Source organism: Marinomonas sp. 63XJN7_9_ISO-PGPR-S23-217, from assembly GCF_056173515.1.
This window is the reverse complement of the sequence record NZ_CM149678.1, coordinates 3,699,514-3,712,866: the sequence shown is the minus strand read 5'-3', so window position 1 is coordinate 3,712,866 and position 13,353 is coordinate 3,699,514. Positions and strand designations below refer to the sequence as shown.

The window sequence follows — 13,353 nt, the reverse complement described above, 5'->3', positions numbered from 1 at the left end:
CATATATCCTAGAAGGGAGGCTAGTATGACTCCGATGGTATCTTCCGTTAGCTCTAAATTAAATATTGATATAAAAATAGCCAACGCTCCAACACTACTCAAACTCCACAAAGCTGCTGTTATACAATAAATAAGCATGATCATTTTTTGTTCCTGACTTAGTGTAATATATTTGTTGTAATTTTATTACTTTCAGTTGTTTTTTAATACTTTCGAATTAAATTTCCAGTGTATTCTATTATACTTTAGCAGGAATTTTATTTATGTTTTTTAGGTGGCTATCTACTTTTTTAAAGGTGGACTTGGTTTGATAAATCTTGTCTCTCAGGTCACTGCTAATCTGCTATAGCCGTAATAGATCATTTCTTTTATGGCTATAGCATTGCTTGCTGGGTAAATTTTTATGAATGCCTTTGTTAACCTGATTTACTTGAAAATTGAGTGTTATTTCGATATGTCAAATGCTTTATGTTTATTCTTATTTTAGAAGTATGTCCTATTGAATGTTTAATGTGTTTTCTAATTGTTTTCTTATTTTGCCATTTTCTTAAAAATAGTGTTTTTTCTTGAGATTTTCTTAAGTTATTCCTTTTTGTTATTTCAATAATGAGTAAAGTCAATTTGTGTTTGAAAGGTGGTTAAAATAGCATAGCCCGGATTAACCTCATGATTGAGGTGTTTTCAATACCTTGGGGGATGTATGTATGGGGGTTGCTGTTTTTCTATTGTTCGTGATGTGTGCTTTTTATGTTCAAAACCGTGGTGTGGTTAAGCATAGTAAGTTATCTCGTCGAATTACCGATCATTCCAATTTCTTAGGCCCAATTAATTGCCTATTTTATCTGTTCTCTCGCGTTAAAAAGAGCCCTTTTATTGATGTTAAAGAATTCCCTGAGCTGAAGGTTATAGAAGATAACTGGGAAATGATTCGTGATGAAGCGCTTGTCTTGAATAATTCAGCACAAATTAAGGCGTCTGATGATTTGGACGATCTCGGCTTTAATTCGTTCTTTCGTACTGGCTGGAAGCGCTTTTACTTAAAGTGGTACGGTGCCGATTTAAAGTCCGCTAAGCGGTTATGTCCCAATACAGTGGCGCTGCTATCCACTGTGCCTGGTGTGAAAGGGGCCATGTTTGCCATGTTGCCACCAGGGGCTCGTTTGGTGAAGCATAGAGATCCTTATGCTGGATCGTTGCGCTACCACTTAGGGTTGGTAACCCCCAATTCTGATGACTGTCATATTGTCGTTGACGGTATACAGTATTCTTGGCGGGATGGTGAGTCTGTTATGTTTGATGAAACTTTTATTCATTATGCCGAAAATAAAACAGAGCAAAATAGAATTGTGCTATTTCTAGATATTAAACGACCAGTTAATTTATTTTTAGTGGATTGGTTTAATGAGTTTTTGTCTTACACATTGTTGTCTGCCTCGGCAACAAAGAATGTAAAAGGAGACAAGGTTGGGCTTCTAAATAAAATTTTTGCCTACGTATATAAAATAAGGATAGTTGGTAAAAAGATTAAAGCCTTTAATAAACCTTTATATTACTTTCTACAATACGCATTATATTTTTACCTTATTTATATTATCTTTTTTAAATAGTATAAATCTAATGCTTTTTCTTAATTTCTAAGGTTATTTAATCGTAAACATAGGAAAACGAACTAAATGCTTTTGGGTATAAGCGTTTTCACTATAAAGGCCGACCTCCCCTGATTAGCTTCTTTAGCAAAGGGAGGTCGTAAGGAAATGGGATGGATTCTCCTATTTCCTTAGTTTACTGGCCGATTTAAGCCAGGACGTTTTAGTACTTTAAAGGCTAGAAATTGGTTGGTTTCATGTTTATTAAAGTTGTTATCCGCTTCAATAATCAGCACTTCCTGACCCGCTTTCGTTTTGCCGATGGTAACGCCTTCTAGATTATCTGGCTTGATTCCTAGAGCACGAATGTTGAGCACTAGGGTTTTGCGTACAGGGACGATACGTTGTTTGCTGTGGATTAAAGAGGCAATGTTAGACACGTCGGTGGCGCCGCTAATGTCCACCAAAAACAGCTTGGCATAATTGCCGACGCCCTCAGCCCAGCCGCGCTCTAGTGCTAGGTAATGGGTGTTATCTAGAGCATAAATTTCCGATACGCCATTATCATTTCCCCCTTTGGAGGTTGCCGCCGCTTGAGGGATAGGGCTGACAGGATAAACATATTCAGCTTTGGGTTTACCTGTTTGGGCATCGTAGCGAATAATTCGAGCGAGACTGCCATGCAATAGACTGGAGATTGGACCATCTTGGTAGAGAGCGGTTTCCATGCCAATCAGAATGTCTCCGTCTGGCAAGACGGTGGAACCTTCAAAAGCGAGATTGTCTCGAATACCAGATTTATGGTTTTTGGTTGGCGCAAAGCCTTTAGGCAGAGTAAATTCTCTTATAAAGTGGCCATTCATATCGGCGATGCGGACAAAAGGGGGAATCTCATGGCTACCCCAGCCTTCACTTGTCCAAAGGACTTTACCATTGAATACTCGGATGGATTCAGAGTCTGCCATCATTTTGCCAAATGGTTTGCCTTGTTTGGTAAGGAGTGTGGTGGATTTGAGAATATGCACCGCTTTAAGACCCTCTTTGGTAAAATCCAGACTCAGGGTGTAAAAACGAGTAGGTCCCTTTTCTGACCGATCATCGGAAATGGCAATATAATGTCCCGTCTGGGGATCATAGTCGATCCCGGAGAGCCCACCGACCTCTACATTCTGAAAAAACGTGTCAGTTGGTACATCCACTTCACCAAAGTAAGACAGCTCAAACGCATTTTGGCATTCTCCAAAAGGGCAAGGAGTGCTGATTTTAGTGCCTATTTCAAGCGCTTGGGCCGTCATAGCGGAGCCAAGCAGTAGACCGAACAAAACGGTGTGTAATAATTGCTTTTTCATCATTAAATCTCACTAATGCCAGTCTGAAGAAAGAACTCAAGAGATCTCTAATACAGGGTAACCATTTCTCTTGTCAACTTTATGACTAGCATTTTATGAGGGAAACCATGCTGGCTTCTACCGAGTTTAATCGTGTCATGGGGTAGACTGATGAATACCCCGCGACCAAAATGTTGGTGATTCCACATCGGGAAAAATCATAGATGACCTTGCCTATGAGATGACGTCAGTCTCTAAAGAGAAGGGTTACTTCAATAGTGGATTTGCTTAAATAGGTAACTCTGGATCTGTTGCATATATTGGTAGATGTTTATGATGTGTTTCACTATGTTCTCTTCTTGTTGCGCTAAGTGTATAGCGCTATGGGGTGCGGTTTGCGTCAGCTCCTTTGCTATCTCGTTTAAAGTAAACAATTCATTGTCAATCTTAAGAAAGTCGGAGAGTGAACGGAAGTTAAACTCATTGTCTGTACCTTGGTAATACCAACTACCAAAATCCGTCTCCTTGATGTCTCTAAAGGCGCTTGGTGTTTGGTTGCTTAAGGCGGCGATAAGGTAGGATGATTGCCATTGGTTAAGCTCTAGCAGACTGGCAGACCCATGGGCAAAGGCCATGGAATGGTAGCCCGCAGACATCATCTTTTCAGCATCTTGTGCGGTGAGTCGGAAGGATTGATCAAGCTGTTCGCAACTCTGACTGGCATCTGATACTGAGCGATACAGTATGTCGATTTGCCCGCTGACCGTGTTGGTACGGCCATCAATTTTTTGCACCAAGGTCGAAATTTGCTCGCTGGAGTCTCGAGCTTTGTTAGCCAGAGTGCGAACTTCGTCTGCCACAACCGCAAAGCCTCGTCCGTATTCGCCGGCGCGAGCGGCTTCAATGGCAGCATTGAGTGCTAATAAATTGGTCTGTTCCGAGATGCTTTGGATAATGTCGGTGAAGTTTTTAATGTCATTGGTGATGTTTTTGAGATTGTTTACATCGTCGAGACTGGACTGGGTTTTGTTGGCAATGTCCGTTAAAGAGAGAGTGAGTTTAGCAATATCGGATTTGTTGTCGGCAATTTTTTGGTTGCTGCCTTCCGATGCACTCATGGGCTCAAATAGATATTCAGAAACTTGTGTGATCGCATTGAGAGCTTGATTAAGAAGAGGTTGCTGGGCGAGTAGTAAACGATCATCGAGTGTTTGTTGCGGTGGAGTGCGCTTATGTTTCTCTTGCTGCTGGTGTAATTCTTCCTTGAGATGATGAACTTCCTGTTCTAAAGCGAGTTTTTCAGCATTCACCTGTGCTAACTTTTCTTGTAAAGCCTCAAGGTTTTTCTTTTTACTAAACAGCATAGGCAGGCTCCGTTAACTTAACAGTGATAACAGTTTATGAAAAAAGCAAAACGCCAGTGACTAGAAAAGTCAGCTGACGTTTTGAAGTGGGAGTCTTAGTCCATATCAGGCTCGAATAGTCCTCGTTTCATATAGAATTTTACCCAGATAGCCGCGATCACACAGATCACCGCCAGCATGCCCCCAGCAATGCTATACACCATTTTGGTCATATCTGGTGATGGAGAGTTATTAAGTGCCACATACACCATGGCTATGATCCCCAGAATTTGTGGTATTGGGAAGAATGGTGTGCGATAAGGGCGCTTGTGATTTGGCATACGGCGACGCAAGACGATAACATCAATGTGCGCGATGATGTAAGCCAACAAATAACTCGTGGTGGCAGCAATTACAAAGACAATCAAAGAGTCTATAGTCATCGCTAAAAAAGGAATGACGCTTAGAACGGCCATCATCACAATGCCTACCCAAGGTGAACCAAAGCGATTGGTTGCTTTTAGAATAGGGAAAGCTTGTTTTTCTTGTGCCATACCATGAAGCATACGTGGTAGTGCCGCAAAAATGGTGTTTACGGTACTACAGGTTGCGGTCAACGCCATAATGGTGGCAATGATTAAACCTGCTTTACCAAATACGGCATTCGCATAATTTAGGTAAGGAATAGGGGATTTCAGCAACTCGTCCGTATTTAAGTATAAGCTCGCACCATAAACAAACAGGGCGAAGATACAGAAGATAGCGAGCAAAGAAAGGCGCATGGCTAGAGGAATGTTTTTCTCTGGGTTCTTCACTTCATTGATCATAGGACAGATGTATTCAGAGCCCACGAACAGCCACATAGCCAAGGCAATTAAACCAATAAAACTGCCGTTGGTTACTCCAGAGAAGCCCCAATCGACTGTCGCACCCGTTAATACTGGGTGTGGTTCTGGACTGCCTGAAACAGCCGCTAAACCAACAAGGATTAAGGCGCTGACCATAACAAAAGCTAACACGTTCTGAACTTTGGAAAAAACATCGGTACCGATAATGTTGGTGATGGCCAAAATCGCCACGATCAAAATCGGGATCAATTTTTCTGGGAACATGCCAGGCAGCAGCTGACCAATCATAGCATCCACTAGGAATAACTCGACGGGCAAGGCCAAAGTGGCGACGACGACATAGCCTGCAAACACCGAAACGATGGCAGGAAAGTGACCAATGGCTTTTTGTGTGTAAGTCGCCAGTGTTCCTTCTTGTGGAAACATTAAAGACAACTCCGAAAAGCTCATGGCATTAAATTGTGCGATGATCAACGCTGCCAGCATGGCAAAGATAAAGCCCATGCCACCTAGACCAATACCTTGCATCGCAGAAATCATTGCCCCTTGCACAATAACCATACCAATACAAGTTGCCATCATGGTGAGCAGACCGATCTTTCTGCTCGACGACATGCCTTGACTTGTCGGTATTGAATTTATGGTTGATGTATCACTCATTGTTCCGTTCCTCTTATGATTAAAATCTTAGGTCGATTTTAGAGACGATCAAAGCGATAAGGGCTTGGATCGATTAATGGTGTTGCGTTGGATACTAAGTCCGCAGCTAACTCCCCTGCAGCGGGTCCTGTTCCAAAACCGTGGCCAGAAAAACCTGTCGCAACGGTTAATCCGGGGATTTTTTGAACATGATCAATCACAGGGTTTGAGTCAGGGGTGACGTCAATCACACCTGCCCAAGCTTCTTCTGGCTCGGCTTTTTCAAAAGCGGGCCAAGCATTACAAAGGTTGTTGAACGCATCTTGGTTAAGGTTGGGATTGAAATCTGGATCTAAGGTGCGGATCTTTTCGAATGGTGACACCTTGTTGCCTCCCCAGCGTCGAGCAAGGGCAAGGTCCTTAATAAAATGACGACCAAAAGAAATATTCAAAAAGCCGCGTTGAGTACGAAGTTGATCCATATAACGGCGACCAATCAGCAAGTGATCCAGCGTGATGGGCGCATCAAGCTTGCCGCGCTGGGTGATAATAAACCCACCGTCTTTATGTTTTCTAAAAGAGAAATCAGGACCGCCCACGGCGATATCAGTCGGGCCTTCCATCGGTTTGGTTCTAAATACAGAACAAATCAACGGTAATGTCGGCAGCGACACGCCCAAATTGCCGAGGAAGCGACGTGACCAAGCACCACCCGCAAGCAGTACGCGATCACAGCGGATTTCCCCTTTTTCAGTGACGACACCAGAGACTTTGCCTGCGCTCATGGAGAGGGTGCGAACGGCACAGTGCTGAATCAAAATAGCCCCTTTTTTCTGAGCTGCTTTCGCCATGGCAGGCACCGCTATCGAAGGTTCAGCACGACCATCTGAAGGGGTGAAAATTCCGCCTTCCCAGTGGCCTTGACCACCCGGTACTTTTTGGCTGATTTCTTTAGCGCTTAATATTTTGGAACCGAGCTCTAATGACTCAACGGATTTTAGCCAGCTTTCATGCATCGCAAGCTGCGCTTGGGTTTTAGCAAGGAACATGATGCCCGCTTGTTTGTAGCCAACTTCTTGGCCTATGCGGTTTGGCATCTCTGCCCATAGTCGATCCGCTTGCATGGCCAAAGGCACATCATCAAAATGGCGATTGGTTTTACGCACCCAGCCAAGATTACGGGAAGATTGCTCGCCGGCTATGTGACCTTTCTCCAACAACACCACTGGGATATTGCGTTCAGCAAGGGTGAGTGCAGCTGTGACCCCCACAATGCCGCCACCAATGATCACCACACTGGTGCTTTTGGGGAGCTGATCTTGTGTTTCAATTGCGTCGAGTGTTTTTGTCATAGCACATTTCCAGATGATGAAAGAGAGTATTTGCAGAGAATAAGCAATGCAAAACTCCGGTTAAGCCAATTTGATTTCCTGAACGTCTGCTTTGGCTGCACCACGATACGCGGTGACTTCCAGCTCCACTTTGTAGACAGTGGAACCCAGCGGCGGGCAAGTCACGGTTGTGGCTGGATTAACGCCTTTAAACTGAGTGCCGATGAATTCCATGACGGCGTTTGTGTCTTCTGGGTTTTGGATAAATACACGGGACATCACTACGTCCCCAAGAGATGCATCTACGGTCGATAATGCACGCTCGATATTGGCGAAGACTTGCTTTGTCTGCTCAATCACGTCTTCTGGTATTTCTTGCGTGACTGGGTTTCGGCCCGCTGTATTGGAGACAAAAATCCAGTTATCCACCTCGACTAAACGGGAGTAGCTGGCGATTTCTTCAAACTTAGAACCGGTTTTTACTTTTACAATGGTGCTCATTTTTCTTCTCAAATCTCTTGTAAGTTGGTAACGAGATACGCTGTAAGCAAGCCCCTATTTAGACATAGGCGCTTGCTTAGCCGCTATTAGCGAGTCGTTGCTGTTAGCGAAGCGCTGGTGTATCCCAAAGATTGAGTTTGATACCGATATTTTTCTCGATGGCATTACGGTAAACCACAGTAGCCCATGCCACATCTTCCACTGGCATACCGCCCACTGACATGATGATGATTTCTTCATCGTTTAGACGGCCAGGAGCCTCTCCAGCGGTGATTTTGCCGATGTCTTCCAACTCTTCTAGCGTTAGCTTGCCTTCCTCAATCATGTCCATGAAGCGAACACCAGGGAGTGGAATATAGTTGTGGGCAGGTTTTGGTACTTCGTGATACCAAGCTTGGTACAAGCCAGTATTGTCCAAGACTTTACGTACATCTTTTTGCTCCATGGCATCGTCTAAGCTGCAGTAAGCTGGCATCGCAAGAAAGGTGCCAGGTTTCACCCACTCACGTTTGACGATTGGATAAGTAGATGGGTCACCTGTTTCGCCTGAATTACAATAAGTGACGATGTCGGAATCACGTACCACGTCTTCTAGGGTATCGACCACTTGAATATTCGTGACTTGTGGGTAATTCTCGTTTGTCCATTTCACAAATTCGTCCAAGCTTTTTTGACCGCGACCTTTTACTTTAATGGTGTCGATCCCTGGGCAAGCGGCGATAAAGGCTGCAACTGCTGTTCTGCCCATGACGCCAGGGCCAAGTAAGCCAATGACTTTGGAGTCTTTACGTGCAAGGTGGCGAGCGCCAACACCTGGAACTGCGCCTGTACGATAAGCCGATAGTAGGTTAGCTGACATATAAGCCATCGGTGCACCCGTATCGATGTCATTCAAAATAAACATCAGGATAGAGCGTGGAAGGCCTTTTTCACGGTTGGCAATGTTGGAGCCATACCATTTTACCCCGCAGGTTTGGAAGCTACCGCCAAGGTAAGCGGGCATGGCCATTAAACGGCGGTCCGCAGTGGGTTTTGGCATCGTTGGAAAAGGGGATTCGTCAGGGAAAGTGATCATAGCACCATGAGAGTCGCTATTGGGACCCGCCATACGATAGTCGCCTTTGTAGAGCAGGGTGAACATCTCCTCCATGGTATCGACACAACTTGGCATGTCCGTGACACCAGCTTTAATCATGTCTTGTTCTGACAGGTAAATAAAATCAATCTTAGTATCTTCTGACATAGCAACACCTATTTTTTGTAGCGTGGTTTTTGAAACGATTTATTTGATCCTAGTCAGGTCTTTGTTTGGCGTATTGAATTTTTGCGACATGGATAAAAATAGTTTTCCCGCAATTTTTTGGCATTGGGTTTGCTACATATCAACAAAGTGTTCTCATTAATGGGTGGGGTTATGTCAAAACATGCGCTGGTAAATCGTCTTGCGGAAATCCGCTCTAAGCAACCTTGGCTGGTAATGAGTGCAGCGAAAAATTTCTATCTGTCTAGATCGGATAATCCGGCCATTTCCCATTATTATAGTTTTGAAGCGAATGACTCTAACGAACAGACATTCGCTATTCCTGACGGCTGTGTGGACATCTTATTTGACTGCGATAGCAGCCATCCTACAGCGGAAGTGTTTGGGACGCCGATGGCGGCGATTGATATCGAATTGAAGAGCCATCATCGCTATTTCGGTGTGCGTTTTGCATCGGGGGTCGTGCCTGATTTTTTGCAGGTATCTGCGGAAGAATTAATAGAGCATCACTATCATTTTATTGAAGTGATTCCTGAATCAAATCAAGTATTTGAGAATATTGTTAAGCAGGAAAATTTCACCGATCAAGTGGCGCTTTTTAAACAGTTTTACAATGGTCAAAAAACGCGTCAATACTCCTCTTTGACAGTACAGGCGGTGAAGACGATTTGTGAAACCAAGGGCAGTGTTCGAGTGGAAGAATTGGAAGATTTAACGGGCTTTTCGACACGCACGATACAACGCCAATTTAAAGCGGATTTAGGCATGTCACCAAAGGCCTTTAGTCGTATTATTCGCTGCCAATCTGCCGTGTATAATATCAATCACAATGACCAAGTCGCCTTCTCAGACCTTGCTTGTGATCTTGGCTTTAGTGATCAACCACACTTCCTTAGGGAGTTCAAAAAGCTGGTTAATACCACGCCAATGGCTTACCAAAACCGTGTCAAAGAGCAAAGTTATCTTGACCGTATTCGATATGTTTGATTTAAAATGGTGCTTACTAAGATGAATCTTGCTCTTTTGTAGTGCATTGAGTGGTTTTTGGGGAAAAAACCACTCAATCCGTAATAATGGCCTAACCTTAAAAAGACAATAATAAACCGACACCCCATTCAGTCGAGTTATTATCCGGCTCAACATATACTTCTCCACCGCTTATTCCCGTGTTTGATTGCTTTACATCCCAATGTTTGTAAAAAGGTTGGATCGTTACGGCGGTTATATTGGAGAGGGCTCTCGTAAAATCGACGCTCATTCTGTAGCCAGATCCACTATTTTGTTTGAAGTGAAGATCGTTATTGCCAGGAATAGAGCTTAAATAGGTGTGATTTCTACCAGCGATAAAATAATCGTATTCCAATCTAGCTCCAAGACGCCAATTTCCACTTAGGACACCATTTAGAATCTCAATACCTATTGGGCTGTACCAGTAAACCTGTTCTCGTTCATAACCAATATAATTGGTTGTTGTGATCATGTCTTTGGAGTTATCGTTTAAATTACGATAGCCCAAACCAATGTAAGGGGTGACTCTGTAACCAGACTGAAGATATAGGTCACGGCCCAACATGCCACGCACTTCTAATATCCTGTCTGGTACGTTGTTCATCTTTCCACTACCGTCGTAATCCACATCGCCTTCTGAATACATTAGGTCTAGCAAGATAGCCCGGTCATTGTTGCGCAGAGAAAGCTGACCTTTTAAGCCTGTCATCAGGCCTTTTTCTGTCATGACTCCAGGTTCTTTATAAGTAATGGATGAAGCATAAATGCCGAGTTTCACGTCGTGGCTAGCACTCGCAGCAAATGTATAAGAACTCATTCCCAAAAACATCAAAGCAACAACTTTTGTACCCATAGCGCACTCTACTTTTGTGATAGATAACCTATCATATAAGAAACTATTAGAGAGAACTATCGTCAAATTTAGACTGTTATAACTGGCAAGAGCCAGTCCGCCATGAGGTGTAGGCATTTCGTTTTAGTTTGTTATAGGGTTAATTTAGATGTGATAGGACGAATGTATTAAAAAGCGGATATCACTATCTAATGGTGTTTCGTGTCGATCAGTAAAACGGCCGCTTCTAATCGAGAATGAAGGTTGAGTTTTTTTAATAAATTTTTGACATGTACCTTAACCGTCGTTTCTTTTATCTTGAGTTTATTGGCAATGGATTTATTGCTCATGCCTTTTGTTAATAACGCTAAGATTTGATGTTCACGTTCAGTGAGCTTTTTTAAGAGGTCTTTTTGAGGTTCTTGTGGTTTGCTCCAAGACTCCGTGATGACGGTGGTTAACCGGTCAGAAAGCGCCAATTTACCCAGCGTTGCCTGCTTGATGCTGTGGATGATATCTTCTGGCTCCATGTCTTTTAATAAATAACCATCGGCCCCATTTTGCATAGCGGCCAGTACATCGTCTTCATTATCGGATACGCTGAGGATGATAATTTGTGATGTGACCCCTTTCTCTCGCATTATTCGTAGGGTTTCAATGCCATCTATGCCTTGCATATTAAGATCAAGAATAATCAAATCTGGGTTATCTTTTAGAGCGGTGTCAATTGCCTCTCGACCTGAGCTAAATTCGTTAATAATGTCTAAGTTGTCTTCAAAACTGATGAGTCTTTGTAAGCCTTTGCGAAATAGAGGATGATCATCAACGATCATTATGGTGGTAACTGTTTTATTCATAGTTGCTCTCTTTTTCGTAAGCGATGGTTTAAAAAGCTATTGACTTAAATAGCTTGGCATAAAGGTTAAATCGATTTGCGTACCACAGGGTTCAATTTGACCGATATTCAGTGTCCCCGCTAATGAATGACAACGCTCTTGAATGATTTCCATACCGTAGTGATTCAGTTCAGGCCCAGACTGGGCGATGCCAATACCATTGTCTTTGATTAATAGTTGTACGGATTTATTGTCATGCTCAATCACAGAGACAGCAATAAATGTGCCTTGTGAGTGATTCAGCGCGTTTTGTACCGCTTCTTTGGCAATCTGTAGTAAGTGGATTTCTTCGTTTGGCGTGAAAGGTACATGTCGACAGTCATAGTGAACATGGATGTCAATATCACTGTGTTTTGATAGATGGTCGATGGTATCGCTTAGGGCAACCTGTAAGCCGCCATTGCCAATTTGTAATCGGAAGGTGGTGAGCAATTCTCGTAGCTGCCGATAGGCGGAAATCAGTCCCTCTTTCAGTTCAGAAACGGGGGTTAAAACCCGTTCACTAACCGGTTCCTTCTGAATGCCTTTCTCAATACAGGCCACTTGGAATTTTAAATAAGATAGGGATTGTGCCAACGAATCGTGCAGTTCTCGTGCGATGATGGCTCGTTCATCCAGTAAAGCAAGGCGTCGTTCTTGGTTCAGTTGGTAAGACAAACTTAAGGCAATGGCTAATTGATCTACCAAGGATTGTACGAGGTCTTTTTGCCACGCTTGCAATGTTTGGTTGTCTACAGTGGCGGCAAGCACTTCGCCATAGTGAAAATCGTTGCGTTGTATGGGAAAGCTTGTACCGACGCTTATCGCTCTTTCGTCTTTTTTATCAAAAGGCGTCGACACAATATGTTGATAGGGGGTGGCATTGTTATCTGCAAATAGCTTGAGTTCAAGTTTTTGCAGCATGCTGATGTGACAGAGTTCATCGAGAATTTGGTGAAAGTTTAAGTGGCCGTTATGGGAGTGGTTGACTTGCTGTGCCACGTCATAAAGAAAGGTGAGTATTTTATTATTGCGACTTAGCTCTTGTGTTTTGTTGGTTATCCTTTGCTCCAGATCCTGATGGATGGTTTGCATACTTTGATTGGCTTTATTTAATGTGTTGGATAGTAGGCCTAATTCGTCCTCGCGTTCGACCTGAGAGCGTTGACTCCAATCGCCTTTTGATGAAGCGTTGGCAACACGAGTTAATTCCCGTAGCGGACGGGCAATGTGCTTATGAATAGAGTACAAAGACAGCAAAATTAGGATTAAAGCGATGGATAGAGTGGCAGATTGAATGATCTTGAGAAGGGTTAAACGCTTCTCAAGCAGTTTCTGATAGCCATAAACCAACTCATTGATTGAATCCACAAAGGCTTCTACCTTGGGTAGAAATTGCTCGAGTTTAAAGTCCGTTGTTGCGTTGGATAAGGTTGGTTTTATGACCGTTTGCCATTGTGTTTCAATGTTATTGTAATCCTGTTGTAGCTTGATCTCTTTAAAGCGAATGAAGTCTTTGGTGAGCAGTGGGTCATGGAACAGTATGTCAAAGTGCTGAATCAATTGTTGTACTTTTAAGTGATTCTGGGGCGTTGGTGATTGTTCCATGACGGCAACCTGGGTAAAAATGCGATAGCTCATCATCCGCAGAGAACCAGACAGGTTGATGGTTTTGCCATCGAACTCGCTGATTTGAGACATATACATGGATGAAAATGTACTGATAAATACCATCAAAATCAGGCTGATCATCATGGACGTAATTCTGAGGACGATGGAACGGCTGAATTTTTGTAGCATC

11 protein-coding genes are annotated in these 13,353 nt (G+C 43.2%); 2 read left to right on the top strand and 9 right to left on the bottom strand.

Annotated features, from left to right (window positions below; translation table 11 throughout):
• The first annotated feature begins 704 nt into the window (after nucleotides 1-704).
• Nucleotides 705-1,607, top strand: a complete 903-nt coding sequence (locus tag AC0VYI_RS17350; protein WP_475444439.1) for an aspartyl/asparaginyl beta-hydroxylase domain-containing protein — start codon at nucleotides 705-707, stop codon at nucleotides 1,605-1,607.
• Nucleotides 1,608-1,777: 170 nt separating this feature from the next.
• Here AC0VYI_RS17350 and AC0VYI_RS17345 read toward each other — a convergent pair whose 3' ends face one another.
• The 6 genes from AC0VYI_RS17345 to AC0VYI_RS17320 form a co-directional block, all read right to left on the bottom strand.
• Complete coding sequence (locus AC0VYI_RS17345; RefSeq protein ID WP_475444437.1) at nucleotides 1,778-2,938, bottom strand: esterase-like activity of phytase family protein; 1,161 nt, start codon at nucleotides 2,936-2,938, stop codon at nucleotides 1,778-1,780.
• Between the two features lie 248 nt (nucleotides 2,939-3,186).
• Nucleotides 3,187-4,032, bottom strand: coding sequence for a methyl-accepting chemotaxis protein (locus tag AC0VYI_RS17340; RefSeq protein WP_475449834.1), 846 nt, complete (start codon nucleotides 4,030-4,032; stop codon nucleotides 3,187-3,189).
• Nucleotides 4,033-4,373: 341 nt separating this feature from the next.
• Complete coding sequence (locus tag AC0VYI_RS17335; protein ID WP_475444435.1) at nucleotides 4,374-5,765, bottom strand: APC family permease; 1,392 nt, start codon at nucleotides 5,763-5,765, stop codon at nucleotides 4,374-4,376.
• A 38-nt stretch (nucleotides 5,766-5,803) separates the two neighbouring features.
• Nucleotides 5,804-7,096 (bottom strand): NAD(P)/FAD-dependent oxidoreductase, encoded by a 1,293-nt coding sequence (locus AC0VYI_RS17330; protein WP_475444433.1) that lies wholly within the window; start codon nucleotides 7,094-7,096, stop codon nucleotides 5,804-5,806.
• Nucleotides 7,097-7,156: 60 nt separating this feature from the next.
• A complete protein-coding gene (locus AC0VYI_RS17325) occupies nucleotides 7,157-7,576 on the bottom strand; it encodes a RidA family protein (protein WP_475428987.1) in 420 nt (139 codons plus the stop codon).
• Between the two features lie 103 nt (nucleotides 7,577-7,679).
• A complete protein-coding gene (locus AC0VYI_RS17320) occupies nucleotides 7,680-8,819 on the bottom strand; it encodes a tyramine oxidase subunit B (protein ID WP_475444431.1) in 1,140 nt (379 codons plus the stop codon).
• Between the two features lie 171 nt (nucleotides 8,820-8,990).
• Here AC0VYI_RS17320 and AC0VYI_RS17315 point away from each other — a divergent pair, with 171 nt between their 5' ends.
• Nucleotides 8,991-9,824 carry a helix-turn-helix domain-containing protein gene (locus AC0VYI_RS17315; protein ID WP_475444429.1) on the top strand — a complete coding sequence of 278 codons (834 nt, stop codon included), beginning with the start codon at nucleotides 8,991-8,993 and terminating at the stop codon, nucleotides 9,822-9,824.
• A 97-nt stretch (nucleotides 9,825-9,921) separates the two neighbouring features.
• On the opposite strand, the gene AC0VYI_RS17310 is transcribed toward AC0VYI_RS17315, so the two are convergent.
• The 3 genes from AC0VYI_RS17310 to AC0VYI_RS17300 all read right to left on the bottom strand — a co-directional run bounded on the left by AC0VYI_RS17310 (nucleotide 9,922) and on the right by AC0VYI_RS17300 (nucleotide 13,352).
• Nucleotides 9,922-10,698, bottom strand: a complete 777-nt coding sequence (locus tag AC0VYI_RS17310) for a hypothetical protein (RefSeq protein ID WP_475444428.1) — start codon at nucleotides 10,696-10,698, stop codon at nucleotides 9,922-9,924.
• Between the two features lie 188 nt (nucleotides 10,699-10,886).
• Nucleotides 10,887-11,534 carry a two-component system response regulator NarL gene (gene narL / locus AC0VYI_RS17305; protein WP_199474945.1) on the bottom strand — a complete coding sequence of 216 codons (648 nt, stop codon included), beginning with the start codon at nucleotides 11,532-11,534 and terminating at the stop codon, nucleotides 10,887-10,889.
• 36 nt (nucleotides 11,535-11,570) lie between these two features.
• Nucleotides 11,571-13,352, bottom strand: coding sequence for a histidine kinase (locus tag AC0VYI_RS17300; RefSeq protein WP_475449833.1), 1,782 nt, complete (start codon nucleotides 13,350-13,352; stop codon nucleotides 11,571-11,573).
• Nucleotide 13,353 lies beyond the last annotated feature (1 nt).

Excerpts from the sequence above, each read along its gene's own strand:
- AC0VYI_RS17335 (WP_475444435.1), bottom strand. The coding sequence starts at position 5,765 with ATGAGTGATACATCAACCATAAATTCAATACCGACAAGTCAAGGCATG.
- AC0VYI_RS17340 (WP_475449834.1), bottom strand. The coding sequence starts at position 4,032 with ATGAGTGCATCGGAAGGCAGCAACCAAAAAATTGCCGACAACAAATCC.
- AC0VYI_RS17300 (WP_475449833.1), bottom strand. The coding sequence starts at position 13,352 with ATGCTACAAAAATTCAGCCGTTCCATCGTCCTCAGAATTACGTCCATG.
- AC0VYI_RS17320 (WP_475444431.1), bottom strand. The coding sequence starts at position 8,819 with ATGTCAGAAGATACTAAGATTGATTTTATTTACCTGTCAGAACAAGAC.
- narL (WP_199474945.1), bottom strand. The coding sequence starts at position 11,534 with ATGAATAAAACAGTTACCACCATAATGATCGTTGATGATCATCCTCTA.
- AC0VYI_RS17310 (WP_475444428.1), bottom strand. The coding sequence starts at position 10,698 with ATGGGTACAAAAGTTGTTGCTTTGATGTTTTTGGGAATGAGTTCTTAT.
- AC0VYI_RS17330 (WP_475444433.1), bottom strand. The coding sequence starts at position 7,096 with ATGACAAAAACACTCGACGCAATTGAAACACAAGATCAGCTCCCCAAA.
- AC0VYI_RS17315 (WP_475444429.1), top strand. The coding sequence starts at position 8,991 with ATGTCAAAACATGCGCTGGTAAATCGTCTTGCGGAAATCCGCTCTAAG.
- AC0VYI_RS17345 (WP_475444437.1), bottom strand. The coding sequence starts at position 2,938 with ATGATGAAAAAGCAATTATTACACACCGTTTTGTTCGGTCTACTGCTT.
- AC0VYI_RS17325 (WP_475428987.1), bottom strand. The coding sequence starts at position 7,576 with ATGAGCACCATTGTAAAAGTAAAAACCGGTTCTAAGTTTGAAGAAATC.
- AC0VYI_RS17350 (WP_475444439.1), top strand. The coding sequence starts at position 705 with ATGGGGGTTGCTGTTTTTCTATTGTTCGTGATGTGTGCTTTTTATGTT.